The sequence below is a fragment of the uncultured Lamprocystis sp. genome (assembly GCF_903933125.1).
Classification (GTDB): domain Bacteria; phylum Pseudomonadota; class Gammaproteobacteria; order Chromatiales; family Chromatiaceae; genus Thiodictyon.
In genome coordinates this window covers 1-16637 of sequence record NZ_CAIZIZ010000424.1, presented here as the reverse complement: position 1 = coordinate 16637, position 16637 = coordinate 1, and the positions used below count along the sequence as shown (strand labels likewise).

General features: G+C 64.5%; 15 protein-coding genes and 1 rRNA gene. 3 read left to right on the top strand and 13 right to left on the bottom strand.

Going from position 1 to position 16637, the window contains the following annotated elements:
• Nucleotides 1-186 precede the first annotated feature (186 nt).
• The 4 genes from QZY03_RS22680 to QZY03_RS22665 all read right to left on the bottom strand — a co-directional run bounded on the left by QZY03_RS22680 (nucleotide 187) and on the right by QZY03_RS22665 (nucleotide 4451).
• A complete protein-coding gene (locus tag QZY03_RS22680; protein WP_295584837.1) occupies nucleotides 187-975 on the bottom strand; it encodes a tellurite resistance TerB family protein in 789 nt (262 codons plus the stop codon).
• A gap of 318 nt (nucleotides 976-1293) precedes the next feature.
• On the bottom strand, nucleotides 1294-2067 hold the full coding sequence (locus QZY03_RS22675; protein ID WP_295584835.1) for an SAM-dependent chlorinase/fluorinase: 774 nt from the start codon (nucleotides 2065-2067) through the stop codon (nucleotides 1294-1296).
• Nucleotides 2064-3455 (bottom strand): tRNA lysidine(34) synthetase TilS, encoded by a 1392-nt coding sequence (gene tilS / locus QZY03_RS22670; protein ID WP_295584833.1) that lies wholly within the window; start codon nucleotides 3453-3455, stop codon nucleotides 2064-2066. Before tilS ends, QZY03_RS22675 begins: the two co-directional genes overlap by 4 nt.
• Before the next feature lie 39 nt (nucleotides 3456-3494).
• Nucleotides 3495-4451 carry an acetyl-CoA carboxylase carboxyltransferase subunit alpha gene (locus QZY03_RS22665; RefSeq protein ID WP_295584831.1) on the bottom strand — a complete coding sequence of 319 codons (957 nt, stop codon included), beginning with the start codon at nucleotides 4449-4451 and terminating at the stop codon, nucleotides 3495-3497.
• Nucleotides 4452-4562: 111 nt separating this feature from the next.
• Between QZY03_RS22665 and QZY03_RS22660 the strand changes: the two genes are divergently transcribed.
• Together QZY03_RS22660 and QZY03_RS22655 are read left to right on the top strand one after the other, a co-directional pair.
• Nucleotides 4563-4976, top strand: a complete 414-nt coding sequence (locus QZY03_RS22660) for a hypothetical protein (protein WP_295584829.1) — start codon at nucleotides 4563-4565, stop codon at nucleotides 4974-4976.
• Nucleotides 4977-5026: 50 nt separating this feature from the next.
• Entirely contained in the window at nucleotides 5027-5737 is a 711-nt protein-coding gene (locus QZY03_RS22655; protein WP_295584827.1) for a DUF1294 domain-containing protein, read from the top strand.
• Nucleotides 5738-5883: 146 nt separating this feature from the next.
• Here the strand turns inward: QZY03_RS22655 and QZY03_RS22650 are convergent, their stop codons facing one another.
• Nucleotides 5884-6639, bottom strand: coding sequence for a metal-dependent hydrolase (locus tag QZY03_RS22650; RefSeq protein ID WP_295584825.1), 756 nt, complete (start codon nucleotides 6637-6639; stop codon nucleotides 5884-5886).
• 316 nt (nucleotides 6640-6955) lie between these two features.
• On the opposite strand from QZY03_RS22650, the gene QZY03_RS22645 reads away from it, so the two are divergent.
• Nucleotides 6956-7507 (top strand): MEKHLA domain-containing protein, encoded by a 552-nt coding sequence (locus tag QZY03_RS22645; protein WP_295584823.1) that lies wholly within the window; start codon nucleotides 6956-6958, stop codon nucleotides 7505-7507.
• Here the strand turns inward: QZY03_RS22645 and QZY03_RS22640 are convergent.
• From QZY03_RS22640 to rrf, 8 genes are all read right to left on the bottom strand, one after another.
• The gene (locus tag QZY03_RS22640) at nucleotides 7469-7840 is read right to left on the bottom strand and encodes a hypothetical protein (protein WP_295584822.1); all 372 of its coding nucleotides are present in this window, start codon (nucleotides 7838-7840) and stop codon (nucleotides 7469-7471) included. The genes QZY03_RS22645 and QZY03_RS22640 overlap by 39 nt on opposite strands.
• A 5-nt stretch (nucleotides 7841-7845) precedes the next feature.
• Nucleotides 7846-8706 (bottom strand): prephenate dehydrogenase/arogenate dehydrogenase family protein, encoded by an 861-nt coding sequence (locus QZY03_RS22635; RefSeq protein WP_295584820.1) that lies wholly within the window; start codon nucleotides 8704-8706, stop codon nucleotides 7846-7848.
• A complete protein-coding gene (gene hisC, locus QZY03_RS22630; RefSeq protein ID WP_295584818.1) occupies nucleotides 8706-9815 on the bottom strand; it encodes a histidinol-phosphate transaminase in 1110 nt (369 codons plus the stop codon). The genes QZY03_RS22635 and hisC overlap by 1 nt, the downstream gene beginning before the upstream one ends.
• Before the next feature lie 27 nt (nucleotides 9816-9842).
• Nucleotides 9843-10955, bottom strand: a complete 1113-nt coding sequence (gene pheA, locus QZY03_RS22625; protein ID WP_295584816.1) for a prephenate dehydratase — start codon at nucleotides 10953-10955, stop codon at nucleotides 9843-9845.
• Nucleotides 10956-10972: 17 nt separating this feature from the next.
• Nucleotides 10973-12142 carry a phosphoglycerate dehydrogenase gene (locus tag QZY03_RS22620; RefSeq protein ID WP_295584814.1) on the bottom strand — a complete coding sequence of 390 codons (1170 nt, stop codon included), beginning with the start codon at nucleotides 12140-12142 and terminating at the stop codon, nucleotides 10973-10975.
• Between the two features lie 209 nt (nucleotides 12143-12351).
• Nucleotides 12352-13434, bottom strand: a complete 1083-nt coding sequence (serC, locus tag QZY03_RS22615) for a 3-phosphoserine/phosphohydroxythreonine transaminase (protein WP_295584812.1) — start codon at nucleotides 13432-13434, stop codon at nucleotides 12352-12354.
• Nucleotides 13435-13462: 28 nt separating this feature from the next.
• Nucleotides 13463-16135, bottom strand: coding sequence for a DNA gyrase subunit A (gene gyrA / locus QZY03_RS22610; protein ID WP_295584810.1), 2673 nt, complete (start codon nucleotides 16133-16135; stop codon nucleotides 13463-13465).
• Between the two features lie 305 nt (nucleotides 16136-16440).
• A 5S ribosomal RNA gene (gene rrf / locus QZY03_RS22605) occupies nucleotides 16441-16556 on the bottom strand.
• Nucleotides 16557-16637 lie beyond the last annotated feature (81 nt).

The window sequence follows — 16637 nt, the reverse complement described above, 5'->3', positions numbered from 1 at the left end:
GCCGCGATGCGGTACCGCGGTGACCGCGAACGCTGCGGTGACACGCCCGGCCCCATCGCGGCGGGACGCCGCTCCCACGGGGTCGCTATGCGAATTTCACGGCAAGCGTCGGCCTCCGGTCACCAGAGGTCAGGCCGGGGTGCCCGAAGTGCTTCGGAAATCGCCAGACCACTAACCACTATCCACTCAGACCTTAACCCCCAACGTCTGCTGAATGTTCGCCACCACCGCGGCGTCCAGGCCGGTCTTCTTGGCCAGGTCAGCCAGATAAGCCTGCTCCTGCGGGGTATCGACTTCGATCGCCAGCAGTGATGCGGCATAGATCTGCGCCGCCGCTTCCTGGTTGGGGATCTGCGCGACGAAGGCATCGAGATCCAGGGGCTGACGCAATTCCTTCATGATCCAGGCTTCGGCATCACCGTCCATGCCCGCTTCTTTCAGCTTGCCGACGATTCGCATGATTTCCTCCGCGCTCACCTCGCCGTCGGCTTTGGCGGCATTGATCATGCCCCGCATGATCAACTCGGCGTTGTTCGCCAGGATCTGCGCCTCGGCCGGGGTCTCCGGCGTTTTCATCCCGACCGGCACGGCACCGCCGGTGAACTGCGGAGCGCCCGCTTGCGCGACCGCGGGGCCTTTCCCCGCCTCGGTGAACGCCTTGTAGGCGACACCGGCGAGCAGCGCCATGGCACCGCCTTTGACGGCCCCGGAGACCGAACTGCTGCCCCCGCCGAGCAATGACCCCAGCACGGCCCCGAGACCCGCGGCCTGTACCGGGTTCTGCGCGGCGCTGCCCAGGGTGCTCTTGGCCTTGTCCATGACGTTCGCCAGGATGCCGGAGGCACCGCCCTGACTGTTGACCATGTTGCCGAGGTTCGCCTGAAGGTCTTTGAGCACATTCCCGACCCGGTTTTCACCGGACTGGGACATCATGTTCTGCATGAAAGTACCGAGTGTGTCACTCAGATTGGCCATGGGTTGCTCCGCTTCGCTCTCGTGTGGTGATTCGGTGAGGCCCGGTCGGGACCTTCGCGGACCAGAGATCGCTGTCCCGGCCCGCGCGGAACATGGCGCCCGCGTCAGCGGATTTCCAGTGAGCCGGGGTTGGAATTTAGGCGATTTCCGACAATTTGGATACCGGTACATGTAGGTGCGACTTCAGTCGCACCTGTGTCCGAATCGGTGCGACTGAAGTCGCACCTACATCCAAGACGATGGTGGGCGGTATCCGGTGTCCCGGAAACCTCCTTATTCCGTGCCGACACGCTGACATGACCGCGCCGACGCGCGCGATCAGCCCGCGGAATCCGCCGACACCGCCCCCGGCGGCACCACCCGATCACCCGGGACCAGCCCCAGCACCCGGTCGGCACGGCCCTGATTGACCGCAATCTCCACCAGCCCCAGGGCGTTCTCGTACCAGAAGGCCTCGCCCGGCAGTGCCTCGCAGAAGGTCCGCACGCGGCGCAGACTGCGATCGCCCACTTGCATGCGCGCATCCGCTGGAAAGCGCGCGGCTTGCAGACCACACATCAGGTTGCCGTAGGCATCGACATAGACCACGGCCGGCAAGGCGTCTGGCCAGTCCGCGCCGCTCAGGCGGTTAATGGCGATCTCGCGCAACGCCGGGGGTTCGCCGCGGCACAGCGCCGCGGCCACGCGCGCGAACCAATCCCGACCCTGAAAACTGGGGGATTGGCCGGGCGGCTGCCAATCGATCCAGCGGACGCGCGCGCCGGTTGACCGTCGCGCCACCCGACTCAAGAGGCCGTTGTCGGGACCGACGAACAGGTCTCCGTCGACCTCCAGCACCAGCCCCCGCCGATCACCGCCAACGCCGGGATCGACCACGCAGAGATAGAGGGTACCGCGCGGCAGATCGCGGGCCATGGCGGGCAGCAAATAGGCGGCCAGGTCGGGCCGAAATGGCGGAAGATCATGGACGAGGTCGATGATGGGCAACTCCGGCACGCCGTCGTTGAGCCGTGCGACCACCTGACCCACATAGAGACCGGCGCCGAAATCGGTCACCAGCACGATGCGCTTGACGCGGATGCCGCCACTCATCGAAAGAACCCCAGGGACTCCCAGGGGTGGCCGCTCCAGCGCACCCGAGGGGGCGGCAGAAGGCGCACGGGGGCGCTGTCCTCCGCCGTGATGGCGGATGGCGGCGCCGCGCCGGCTGGCTCGCAACGGCACACTCCCAGGACCGCCAGCAATTGGTCCCCGGCGAACAGCAGGGGAACGTAAGCCCGCAGCCAGGACGGGATACCGGCCTCCTGGAAGATCTTCTTGAGCGGCCGATGGTGGACGCTGCCGCATGGCCGACAGGTCAGTTCAGTCACCCCGAAGCGGACCAGCAGGGGCTCGGGCTGAGCACCGGGCCAGCCCGCCTCGCCGTCATCCGGGAACCGGTCCAAGGTCCCCAGACCCGCGGGCAGATCAAACACAGGCCCCTCCCAGCGGCACTCCAGATCCACCGGTGCCGGGGGCAACGGACGGAGCGCGAACAGGTCCTGACGGTAGCGGCGCACCTCGCAGCCTGGCCAGGCCACCAGCGGCTCGGCGTCCGGTCGCGCCGTCAGGACCTCGTGGACGATGCGCCCCAAGTGCGCGGTGTCCGGCAACCGGAACCCTCGCCGCCGCAACCACAGCCGCAGGGCCGCCTTGCGCAGCACGGGCTCCACGCGGTTGAGCGCCGCGACCGACAGGGTCCCCGGCCGCTCACCGGTCAAACCCGCCAGTTCGTGCCCGGCGACCAGGTCCACCAGCACCGCCGTCTCGGCGCAGTGTCCGGCACTGCGTGCCAGGGTGGCCGAGACCGCCGGCCAGCGTTCGCGCATCAACGGCATGACCAGATTGCGCAGATAGGTGCGGTCCATGGAGGGCTCGCCGTTGGTCGGATCCTCGACCCAGGTCATGCCGAGGGTGCGGACATAGTGCTCCAGTTCGGCCCGGGTGCGGTCCAGCAGCGGACGGATCAGGCGGCCAAGCCCCAGCTCGGCCGCCACGGGCATGGCGGACAGCCCGTGGACACCACTGCCGCGGATCAAGGCCAGCAACAGCGTCTCGGCCTGATCATCCTGATGATGGGCGGTGAGCAGCAGATCGCCCGGCGCCAGCAGGACGGAAAATTCACCGTAACGGGCGACCCGGGCAACCGCTTCCGGACTCTCTCCCGGCGTGGGGCTCAGGTCCAGCCGACGGCCCAGAAAGGGGATGGCCAGGCTCTCGCAGGTGGCCCGGCAATGTTCGCTCCAGCGCCGGGATTCCGGCTGCAGGCCGTGATCGATATGCACGGCCCAGAGGGCACCGGGGAGTCGCTCGCGCACCGCGGCCGCCGCACGCAGCAACGCGGTCGAGTCGAGCCCGCCGCTGTAGGCAATCCACACGCGCCCCACCGGCGCGTAGCCGGCGAGCGCCGCCGCCAAGGACTCGGGATCGAAAACCGCCATGTGCCCTCCCCCAGACTGAACCAAGCGACCGGACTCCGGTTATTCTTTGAACTTGCCGAAGCCCATCAGGCGCGCGTAGCGCTCGGCAACGAGGACGTCGAGTTCCATTGGCTGGAGGATATCCAGTTGCTCCAGGAGGGCCTGTCTGAGGGCCGCGGCGACGGCATCCGGGTCGCGGTGCGCGCCGCCCAAGGGCTCCGGGATCACCAGATCGACCAGCCCCAGTTCCTTGAGCTTGTCGGACGTGATGACCATGGCCTCGGCCGCCAACTGCGCCTTGTCGGCGCTCTTCCACAGGATGGAGGCACAGCCCTCCGGCGAGATCACCGAATAGGTACTGTATTGCAGCATCAGCAGCCGATCGCCCACGCCGATGGCCAGCGCCCCGCCGGAGCCGCCCTCGCCCACCACGGTGCATAAGATCGGCGTGCGCAACCGCGACATGACCTGGAGATTGCGCGCGATCGCCTCGCTTTGACCGCGCTCCTCGGCGCCAACCCCCGGATACGCACCCGGGGTGTCGATGAAGGTGAGGATCGGGAGCCGGAACTGCTCCGCCATCCCCATCAACCGCAGGGCCTTACGATAGCCCTCGGGGCGGGGCATGCCGAAATTGCGGTAGATTTTCTCCTTGGTGTCGCGCCCCTTCTGATGTCCGATCACCATCACCGGGCGGCCGTCGATGCGCGCCAGGCCGCCGATAATGGCCGGGTCATCGGCGTAGGCGCGGTCCCCGTGCAATTCGTAGAACTCGTCGAACAGGCGCCGCGCGTAGTCCAGCAGGTAGGGACGCTGCGGGTGACGCGAGAGCTGCGAGATTTGCCAGGGCGAGAGGCCGGCAAAGACCGACTCGGTCAGTGCCCGGCTCTTTTTCTGGAGCCGCTCGATCTCCTCCTGGATGTTGATCTCATTGTCGTGCCCGACCAGGCGCAACTCTTCGATCTTCGCCTCGAGCTCGGCGATGGGTTGTTCGAAATCAAGAAAGTTCAGATCCATAGCCGCAGTAGTATCATCGGGACTTGGGAGGATGTCGGACGGCTGCCGACGGACTTGCCGTCGCCCGCCAGTACGGCACAATAGCCCAACCCAACCTCAGGATACAGACCCATGAGCAAAGACACCGGGGCAAACCCTGCAACCATCGCACTCCTGCCTCTGCTCGGGGCTTTGCTGCTCCCGGCCGGAGCGGCGCACGCCTTCAAGTGCCTGCCCATTTACGGCAACTGGTGCGGACCCGGCCACCCGTCCGCGGCGGCTCTGCCGCCGGTCGATGTCTTCGACGCCGCCTGCATGCGCCACGACTACTGCACCGCCGGACCCTTTCCGGAAACCGCCTGTGACCGCGCCTTCGTCGGCGAATTGCACCAGCTCGCCGCCCGGACCGGTTACCTGCCGCGCCCGCTGCAGTGGGCCGAGTATGTGATCCGCCTGAAGTCCGGCGGCGGCTGGGGCGGCATGCCCATGCCGCTGCCGGGGGATGCCATGGGCATGATGTCGAGTGTTCTGGCACCCTGCTGGTGAGACCGATGACCTATCAAACCGATCGAACGCGATTGCGCCAGGGAACCTTGGTGCGCTGGAACCTGGATAAGGGATTCGGCTTCATCCGGCCGGCCGACGGCGGCAAAGATGTGTTTGTGCACATCAGCGTCATCCCTCAGGGGCGAGCCCCGGAAATCGGTTGCCCCATGGTCTTCAGCGCGGTGGATGATGCCCAGGGCCGCGGACAGCGCGCGCTGAAAGCGATCATCGAAGGCACCATTGCGAGCCCGGCGGCGCCGGTATACACCGGGCCGGAGCAAACCGCCGGGCGCCGTGCCACACGACCAGTCCCCGCAAATCCAGCCCGCCCCTCCCGGCCCGCCGTGTCAAAATCGCGGCCTCGCAATCAGACCTTGCGTACCATGCCGCTCGATCTCGGTACCCTGCTGGTTGCGACGACCACGCTGTTCTGCTTCTGGGGCGCCGTCACTGCCGTGCCCCTCATCCCCCTTGCATTGCTCGCCTATCCGCTCTTCAGCCTGGCTGCTTTCTTACTGTATGCACGCGATAAGCTCAGAGCGATTCGTGGAGCCTGGAGAATCCCGGAATCCACGCTACACCTCGTCGAGGCACTTGGCGGATGGCCTGGAGCCTACGTTGCACAACAGACTATGCGGCACAAAACGGTCAAGGAAAGCTATCAGGTGGTTTTCTGGCTCATCGTGTTGGTCCATACGGGCTTCTGGGCGCTCTGGCTGTTCGCTCCGGACATCCTTCAGCCTTGGCTATCTCCGATCTGATCGGCGAGCCGAGATCCTGGTCGCGCGGCACAATCGAGTGGAGTCGTTAACGAACCTAATACCGTACTCGCTGCGAGGTACCATCCATGGCACTGGATTCCGGCATCCTGCCGGAATGACGGTGCCACTGAAGTTGGAAGGGGGTATTACATCCGCACATGCTGAGTAAACCAAGCGCTCACCACCGCGAAGCTGGTCCCGGACCACTCGACCACCCGCGCAAGAGTCTGCTCAATCCAGGCGCTCGCGCCGGCCCAGGCCGGGAGCGGACCGAACTCTGCCGTGGGCGTCAACCAGAACAGCAGCGCCACCGCGGCGGCCATCAGGAAACTGCTTTTCGGATCGGAAAAACTCAAGGGTTTGAGGGCCGTGCCGAAGGAGCGACGCAAGCGGCTGTTGAAGATGTCGACACTGTAGATCTCGTCCAGGGTCAGATGGGTGAGATAACCCAGACCGACCATCAGACCGGCGACCCAGGCCGGTTTGGACGGTTGATGCAGGACCCAATACGCTAGGTTGACCGTCGCCAGCGCGACGAAGGCGGCCGCCAGCCACGAGTGCCAGATACCCCGGTGGACAGTGAAACGGGCAAATGCAAGAAGCAACAGATAGCGTGTTGCCACAAAGAGCCCGCCCCAGACCAGGGCTAGCTCCAGTGGCGGATAGCGTCCCACCATCGGCAGGGTCCAACCGAACGCCAGGGCGGCACCCAGGAGTCCGAAAATAGCGCGCACCGGGGACGAGGCATCCGCGTCGATGTCCGGCAACAGACTGCCCAGCACCCCCAGACCGAACAAGGCAAAGGCGTGGTTCGGCGCCACCAGACCCAGCCCATCCAACGCCAGCACAGTCCCGCCGCTGACGAAAACGCCGATCTTGAGGTGTGTGGAGAAATTCGCCATAGGGATGGGGCTCGCGCAGTGAGCAATTGTCGAAATTCGGTACGAGGACACTCGGCAGTATAGCCGTGCCGAACACCGATCGGCGGTTTGCGGAGACGACCGGTGCGGCGCTCGATCCAGTTGGGCTCTGGAGGTAACCGTGCAAGCCACCCACCGGCCTCGGGGGAACGGCCTCCGGCCGCGATGAGGCTTGGCCGGATTCTGACCATCGCCATTCACCGCGGCACCCCATCGCGGCCGGAGGCCGCTTCCACGGGAGACCTGGAGACGTGCCTGGGCTGGTCGGCGGGCCGCTTTTTCCCGGATAATCGCAGTCATGACCGATCACCCACCCCCCTTCCCCGCTCCGGCCAAGTCCAACGATTTCCTGGCGGATCATCTCCGGCTGTTGCGGAACAGCTATCGCCGCCTGACCGGACGGGACCTGATCGATCCGTCACTCGGCGACCCGGATGCCGCCAGGGCACTGTTCGATGCCCCCTTTGCGCTGCTGTCGCACGACACTCAGGCCGATCCGATCTTGACCTATGGCAATCGTACGGTGCTCGGGCTCTTCGCCGTCACCTGGGAGCAGCTCACCCTGATGCCTTCCCGCTACACGGCGGAGGCACCCGATCGCGCGGAGCGGGAGCGGTTGCTGCATGAGGTCACGGTGCACGGCTTTGTCGATGACTACCGCGGGGTGCGGATCAGCACGAGCGGACGACGCTTCCTGATCGAACGCGCCTGTGTGTGGAATCTGCTGGATGCGCAAGGGCAGTATCTGGGGCAAGCGGCGACCTTCGCGGACTGGCGTTATCTGCCGCCGACAAGCGAGACGGATCAGGCGTCAGAAGGGCCCATCGAAGCGGTCACAGTTCGGCGCTAAACGGAAGCGGTAGGTGCGGTTGGGTTGGATATAGGCGATACGCCGACATTCATTGAGACCGATGGTGTAATAGAAGAGATATTCGCCGGGGTCGAGCTGAAAGTTGAACTGTTGATTGCGCCAGACCCGCAGGGTCTTCCGGTCATCAATCCGCAGCGTGATCGGACCGATGAACCCCGGCAGCGAGCCATCCCGGAAAACGGTCACAGCGGACGCCTGACGCGGTTGGGTCACCACGGGCAGATAGCCGATGAGCCCACCCGCACAGCCCAGCAACAACAGGGTCAGCGCCGCGGTGACGACGGACCGGACGAACGGCGGCTTCACCGACATGGCACTCAACCCTCCAAGTGCCGATCGCGCGCCGCCTTGGCGCGCTCGAAGACTTCGAGCAGATACTGCCCGTCGCCGAAACGGATGGCCTGAGCCAGGTCAGTCAGTTCGACGCCAAAGCGGGCGAGCATGGCGGACAGTGATTCGCGGTTGGCAATGCAGATGTCCCGCCACATGACCGGGTTCGACGAGGCGATGCGGGTAAAATCCCGAAAACCACCCGCGGCATAGCGGAATATTTCCTCAGTCTCGTCCATGCGCGCCAAGGCGTCAACCAGCCCAAAAGCGAGCATGTGCGGCAGATGGCTGGTGGCAGCCAGCACCTCATCGTGGTGGGCGACACTCATGCGGCTGACCTCGGCCCCGCAGATCCGCCACATCCACTCCACCCGCTCGACCGCCGCCGGGTCAGTCTCCGCGACCGGGGTGAGGATCACCCGACGGTTGCGATAGAGATCAGCGAAGGAGGCGTCCACCCCGCTGCGCTCAGTTCCGGCAATGGGGTGCCCAGGGACGAACCAGGGCGGCATCTGGCCACAGACCGCCGTGACATCTGCCACGACACTGCCTTTTACGCTGCCCCCATCGGTGACAACGGCATCCGGACCCAAGGACGCGCGCGTGGACGCGAGCACATCGCGCATCGCGCCCAGCGGCACTGCGAGGAAGACCATATCCGCCCCCGCCACCGCGGCGGCCGGATCCTGATCGAAGCGGTCGATGACGCCCAGCTCGACCGCCCGCTCCAGATTGGGCAGCGCACGCCCGCAACCAACGACCTCGCCCACCGCGCCGGCCGCGCGCAAGGCCCGCGCCAGCGAACCGCCGATCAGGCCAACCCCGATAATGGCGAGTCGTTCGATCATTATTTCAGTAGATCGGTCAGTTCGGCGATGAATCGGGCATTTTCCTCGGCCAGACCGATGCTCACCCGCAGATGGTTGGGCAAGCCGTAGTTGGCGACCGGACGCACGATCACACCCCGGCGCAACAGGGCCTCGTTGATCGGAGCCGCCGGCCGGCCGCACTCCAGCGTGATGAAGTTGCCGACCGAGGGAATGTAGCCGAGACCGAGCCGCTCAAAAGCGGCAGTGAGCTGTTCCATGCCGCTGCGATTCAGCGCCACGGAGGCCCGCACGTGCTCATGGTCGCCGAGGGCCGCCGTCGCGGCGGCCTGGGCCAGGCTGTTGACATTGAACGGCTGACGCACCCGGTTCAGGAGGTCGGCCAGACGCGGATCGCTCAGCGCATAGCCCACCCGCAATGCGGCCAGCCCGTGGGCCTTGGAGAACGTACGGGTGACAATCAGATTGGGATGCGACTCGAGCCACCGGCTGGCATCCGGAAAATCCGGCTCGGTGACATAGTCGGTGTAGGCCTCGTCGATGACCACCACGCAGGTCTTGGGGAGTCCATCAATGAAGGTGCGCAGCGGATCAGCGGCAAGCCAGGTTCCCGTCGGGTTATTCGGATTGGCGATCCACACGACACGCGTTCGATCGGTGACCATGGCAGCCATGGCCTCCAGATCGTGACCGTAGTCGCGCGCCGGGGCCACGCGGGCGGTGGCACCGACCGCTTGGGTGGCGATGGGATAGACGGCGAAGGCGTGCTGCGAGAACAGGGACTCGGTTCCCGGTTGCAGGAAGACCCGCGCCACCATGTCGAGCACATCGTTGGAGCCGTTACCGATGGTGACCGCCATCGGGGACACTCCGTGGTGGTCCGCGATCGCGCGCCGCAACGCAAAGCCGCCGCCATCCGGATAACGGCCGAGTTCTCCCAAGGCCGCCGCGATGGCCGCACGCGCCCGCGGGCCGGGGCCCAGCGGGTTTTCGTTGGAAGCGAGCTTGATGGAATTGGTGATACCCAGTTCCCGCTCAAGCTCAGAGACCGGCTTGCCGGGGACATAGGGGGTCAGACCGGCGATACCGGGCGCGGCGATCGCGAGAAAAGGGTCGTCTGGATAAGTCATAGTGCGTTCACTTGCGGACAATAATTCCTAGAGTACGGCCACCGGATAGGACCCCAGCACCTTGAACAGCAGCGCGCTGCGCTTGAGGGCTTCCAAGGCGGCAGCGACCTTGGGGTCGTGCTGATGGCCCATGATATCGATGAAGAACACATAGTCCCAAATCCCCCGGCGGGAGGGCCGGGACTCGATCCGGGTCATACTGATCCCGTGCTCGACAAACGGCGACAGGAGGCCGTGCAGACCGCCGGACTCGTTGCGACAGGAGAGCAGGAGGCTGGTCTTATCCTGGCCGCTGGGCGGCGCATCTTTGGCGCCGATGACCAGAAAACGGGTGGTATTGCCCGGCTCGTCCTCAATGCGTTCCGCCAGCACGGCCAAGCCGTAGATCTCGGCGGCCGGCAGTCCGGCCACCGCGGCGCTGCCGGGCTGCTGGCTTGCCAGGCGCGCCGCCTCCGCGTTACTGCCGACCGCGACGCGCTCCGCATGCGGTAGGTGGCGATCCAGCCAACCCCGACACTGGGCCAGTGATTGCTGGTGAGAATAGAGGGCGTGGATGGCGCTAGTGTCGGCCTCCAGACTCATCAGGTGATGATGGATCCGCAGGCTGACCTCGCCGGTGATCAACAGCGGCGAGGACAAGAACATATCCAGGGTGTGACTGACCACTCCCTCAGTGGAATTTTCCACCGGCACCACGCCATAGTCACAAGAACCCGCCTCGACCTCGCGGAAGATCTCGCTGATGGTCGGCATGGCGATGGTGCGCACCGAGCGGCCGAACTGCTTGAGCGCGGCGGCCTGGGTGAAGGTACCCTCAGGCCCCAAGTAGGCAGCCTTGACCGGTTGCTCCAGAGCCAGACAGGCCGACATGATCTCGCGAAAGAGCCGCGCCACCTCCTCGCCGTCCAGGGGACCGGGGTTGCGCTCCTTGATCCGCCGCAGGATCGCCGCCTCCCGTTCCGGACGATAGTACTGGACCGAACCCTCTTCGCCGGTGCCGACCACGGCATGCTTGATCCGCCCGACCTCCTGTGCGCAACGGGCACGCTCACTGATCAGACGTAAGATTTCCATATCGACGGCATCAATGCGCTCGCGCACCTGTCGCAGTTCATCCCCGCTGTGGCCGACGGTGCTCATGGGTGGTCAGCCGGGCCTCAGTGACTGAGACAACGCACCGAGAGCACCCCCTCGATGCCGCGGAGTTGGGCGACAGTCGCGTCCGGGCAACGCTCATTGACGTCGATCAGGGTCACCGCCACATTGCCGCGGGAGCGATTGAGCATATCCAGGATATTGAGCCCGGCCGCGGCCAGGTCCGTGGAGATCTGACCCACCATGTTGGGCACGTTGCTGTTGACGATCGCCATCCGGTAACCACTGTTGCGCGGCAGGTTGATCTCAGGGAAATTCACCGAGTTGACCACGGTCCCATCTTCCAGGTAGTCCCGCACCTGATCCGCGACCATGATGGCGCAGTTGTCTTCCGCCTCGGCGGTGGAGGCCCCCAAATGCGGCAGGGTAACGACGCGCGGATGATCCTTCAACAGATTGCTCGGGAAATCGCAACAATAGGCATATAGGTGCCCCTGGTCCAGCGCGGTCACCACCGCGTCGTCGTCCAGAATACCGTCACGGGAGAAATTAAGCAGCACCGCGCCCTTCTTGAGGATTCTGAGCCGCTCGGCGGTGATCATGTGTCGGGTCTCGTTGGTGAGCGGCACATGGAAGGTGACAAAATCGGACCGGGACAGCAAGTCATCAATGCTGAGCGCCGGCTGGACGTCGCTCGCCAACTGCCAGGCACGCTGGACGGTGATGGTCGGGTCGTAACCCACCACCTTCATGCCGAGGGCGCGCGCGGCATTGGCAACCTTGACCCCAATGGCCCCGAGCCCGATGACACCCAGCGTCCGACCAGGCAGCTCAAAGCCGACGAACTGCTTCTTCCCCGCCTCGACCGCCTGATTGATGGCCGCATCGTCGCCTTGCAGCCCCCGGGCGAAGTGCCACGCCTGACCGATGTTACGGGCCGCGATCAGCATCCCGGCAATCACCAGTTCCTTCACCGCATTCGCGTTGGCACCGGGCGCGTTGAACACCACGATGCCCCGCGCGGTCATGGCGGGAACCGGGATGTTGTTGGTGCCCGCGCCGGCACGACCGATCGCCTGGACCGAGTCCGGGAGAACCAGATCGTGCATCTTGGCCGAGCGCACCAGGATGGCATCCGGATGCGTGATCTCGGAGGCCACCTCGTAGCGGTCCCGCGGCAGCCGGTCGAGCCCGGCCACTGAGATATTGTTCAGGGTCTGGATCTTGAACATGGGTTGACTCTGTAATGGATGGGGGACGCGGTGCGGGCCTTAGGCGATTTCTGTCAAATCCTATACCATCTCGCTCGTCTTTTCGCCCGCCTTCTGCGTCGCGCCGACAGTCACATAGCCCTGCTATGCTCCTGTCGGCTCTCCTTGAAGGCAGACGAAAATCCTTCGCGATCTGGCACAGGATTTTCCGGCAATCGCCTTTGGCCTGGTCAGCCGTGCTTGCGCTCGAACTCCTGCATGTAGGAGACCAGTGCCTGCACGCCCGCCTCCGGCATGGCATTGTAGATGCTGGCGCGCATCCCGCCGACCGAGCGATGGCCTTTCAGCGTGGTCAGCCCGGCGGCCTTCGCGCCCTTGATGAAAGCGTCATCCAAATCCGGACTGGGTAGCGTGAAGGGGATATTCATCCAGGACCGTGACTCGGGACTGACCGGATTCGTGTAAAAACCTGAGGCATCAATGGCAGCGTAGAGGTGCTGTGCCTTGCGCGCGTTGATCGCCGCCATGGCGTCCAGACCGCCGAGTCCCTTCAGCCACTGGAACACCAACCCCGCCAGGTACCAGGCGTAGGTCGGCGGGGTGTTATACATGGACTCGTTATCGGCATGGATCTGATAATCGAGCATGGTCGGCGTCCCGGTCAGGGGCTGACCGATCAGGTCCTCCCGCACGATGACGATGGTGAGCCCCGCCGGGCCAATGTTCTTTTGGGCGCCCGCGTAGATTAAACCAAAGCGCTGGATATCCACCGGCCGGGACAGCAGCGTGGAGGACATATCCGCCACCAACGGCTTGCCGCCGACGTCCGGCACATAGGGGAACTCCACACCTTCGATGGTCTCGTTCGGGGTGTAGTGAACATAGGCGGCATCCCCGCTGAGCTTGAGCTCAGCCTGGGTCGGCGCACGGTTGAAACGCGTGTCCTCGGTGGTCGCCGCGACATTGACGCTGCCGAAGCGGCGCGCCTCAGCGATCGCTTTTTTCGACCAGGATCCGGTGTTGAGATAATCCGCGGCGGCCCCGCCACGCAGGAGGTTCATCGGCACCATGGCGAACTGCATGGAAGCCCCGCCTTGCAGGAACAGGACCTTGTAGTTTGCCGGAATCTGCAACAGTTCCCGCAAATCCGCCTCGGCCGCGGCGGCGATCGCCATGAACTCTTTGCCGCGATGGCTCATCTCGGCCACACACATGCCGCTGCCGTGCCAATCCAACAGTTCGTCCTGCGCCTGACGGAGCACGGACTCGGGCAACATGGCCGGGCCGGCGCTGAAGTTATATACGCGTGACATCGTCAATCTCCGCTAATACGTCTGAAACTCAATTCGCGCCCGAATCGTCCGGTGCGTCCGCGCCGCTGTCCGGATCCTCGGCCTGGCCCGACCCGTCATCCGGTCCGGCATCAACGGCAAGGTCCATCGTCCCTTCGCCGTTGGTGTCCGCGTCTGCTCCATTATCGCCATCCAGTGCGACGATGCGCTCGACATAACGCAGCCGCTCCCCGGAGCCCAGGCTGATCAGTTTGACACCCTGAGCCGTACGACCGAGCACCGGGATGCCGTCCACCCCGGTACGCACCAGGGTGCCGCCCTCGGTAATCAGCATGATCTCATCCCCCGGTCGAACCAGCACCGCGCCCACCTGGGCCCCGTTGCGGTCGGAGGTCGAGATAGCGATGACGCCCTTGGTCCCGCGGCCCTTGGTGGGATACTCATCGACGGTCGTCCGCTTACCATAACCGTTCTCGGTCACGGTGAGGATGGTGCCGGGCTCCGGCACAACCAGGGCGATGACGCGCTGGTCTTCATCCAGAATAACGCCGCGCACCCCGTGAGCACCGCGCCCCATGGCCCGCACATGGTCCTCGCTGAAGCGCACCGCCTTGCCGGCGGAGGTAAAGAGCATCAGATCCTGACGCCCATCGGTGATCGCCACCCCCACCAGGACCTCGTCCTCGCGCAGATCGATCGCGATGATGCCGCGGGAGAGCGGCCTGGAAAACTCGGTCAGCGGGGTCTTCTTGACCGTCCCGGCGCTGGTGACCATGAAGACGAACAGACCCTCCTCGTAGGCCCGCACCGGCAGGACCGCGTTGATGCGCTCACCCTGCTCCAAGGGTAGCAGGTTAACCATGGGCCGCCCGCGGGCACCGCGCCCGGCCTGCGGCAACTCATAGACCTTGAGCCAGTAAACCCGACCCCGACTGGAGAAGCATAGGACCGTATCGTGTGAGTTGGCGACAAAAATCCGATCGATGAAGTCTTCTTCCCGGAAGGAGGTCGCACTCTTGCCCTTGCCGCCGCGCCGCTGGGCCTGGTAGTCACTGATCGGCTGCGCCTTGACATAGCCATGATGCGACAGCGTGACCACCACGTCTTCGGGAGCGATCAGGTCCTCCAGCGTCAAATCCGTATGGTCGACCAAGATCTCGGTACGCCGGTTATCACCGAATTGCTCACGGATGGCAATCAACTCTTCGCGGATCACCTTCATCAACTGATCCGGGTCCGAGAGGATCAGCAAGAGCGCGGCAATCTGGTCGAGGATCTCCCCGAACTCCTCCAGAATCTTCTCCTGCTCCAGCCCGGTGAGCCGATGCAGTTGCAGATCCAGGATCGCCTTGGCCTGCCGCTCGCTCAACCGGTAGCCCGCATCACTGAGCCCAAGAACCGCGTCCAATCCGTCCGGTCGGGTCTGATCGGCACCGGAACGCGCGAGCATGCCGGTGACCGCCCCCGGGGGCCAGAGGCGCGCCATCAGACCCTCGCGCGCCTCACCCGGACTGCCGGAGGCACGGATCAACTCGATGACCTCATCCAGATTGGCGAGTGCGATCGCGTAGCCCTCCAACACGTGGGCACGTTCACGCGCCTTACGCAGTTGGAACAGCGTTCGGCGCGTCACTACGTCGCGGCGATGGCGCAGGAAATACTCGAGCATCTGCTTGAGGTTGAGCGTACGCGGCTGCCCGTCGACCAGGGCAACGACATTGATGCCGAACACCGACTGCATCTGCGTGTGTTGGAACAGGTTGTTCAACAACACCTCGGCGTAAGCGTCCTTCTTCAACTCGATGACAACGCGCATGCCGTCCTTATCCGACTCGTCGCGCAACCCGTCGTGGGCAATGCCGTCGATCTTCTTTTCCTTGACCAGCTCGGCGATGCGCTCCAGCAGCCTCGCCTTATTGACTTGGTAAGGAAGTTCGGTGACGACGATCGCCTCGCGCCCGCTGCGCTTCTGCGTCTCGACCTCGGTGCGGGCACGCATGACGCAGCGTCCGCGCCCGGTGCGATAAGCTTCGCGAATGCCGCGAACACCGTTGATCAGGCCCGCGGTGGGAAAGTCCGGACCTGGTACGAAGGTCATGAGGTCTTCGACCGAGGCCAGCGGGTTCTCGATCAACGCCAGACAGGCATCGATTACCTCACGCAGGTTATGGGGCGGGATGTTCGTGGCCATGCCCACCGCGATCCCGGAGGAACCATTGACCAACAGGTTCGGAAAACGCGCCGGGAGCACCGTCGGCTCGTGCTCGGTGTTGTCATAGTTTGCCTGGAAATCGACTGTTTCCTTGTCCAGGTCGTCAAGCAGCGCATCGGCAATGCGCGTCAGGCGCACCTCCGTGTAGCGCATCGCCGCCGGCGGGTCCCCGTCGACCGAACCAAAGTTTCCCTGTCCATCGACCAGCAGATAGCGGAGCGAAAACGGCTGAGCCATTCGCACCATGGTGTCGTAAATGGCCGAGTCACCATGGGGGTGATACTTACCCATCACGTCACCGACCACGCGGGCCGATTTGCGGTGAGCACGGTTCCAGACGTTGCCCTGCTCGCTCATGGAGAAGAGCACCCGTCGATGCACCGGTTTCAGACCATCGCGGACATCCGGGAGCGCCCGACCCACGATCACGCTCATCGCGTAATCCAGATAGGACTGGCGCATCTCGTCTTCCAGGTTGATCAGCAGAACTTCGCGGGCAAAATCAGGCATAGGGAAAACGGGCTTCCAGGCTGCGCAACGACCGTTCCGGCTTTCGGTCCGGAGCGGCTAGGGGGGTACTTCTAACGGACCCTATTTTAGCACGGTGGCGGCACTCGGCCCCAGCGGGGATAACAGTCTCCGGGGAAGAACAAGGCGGGTCGCCAGATGATATCCCGATAGAACCTGGCAGGGGCGGGTTTGAAACCCGCCCCTACGTCCAGCGATCACCTTCGACGGCTATGACGTGCATGAATCCAGACTGGCATCAGGCAAAAAAAACCCCCGCTCGCAGGAGCGGGGGTTTTCGGATAAGGCCCTGGCAGTGACCTACTTTCGCATGGGGAGACCCCACACTATCATCGGCGATACACCGTTTCACTTCTGAGTTCGGGATGGGATCAGGTGGTTCCAATGCTCTATGGCCGCCAGGAAAAACGTCGGCAACGCCCGCGGCGTTGCCCGGATGATCGTCGTAAGCACACCTACAGTGCTTGGGTGTTATATGGTCAAG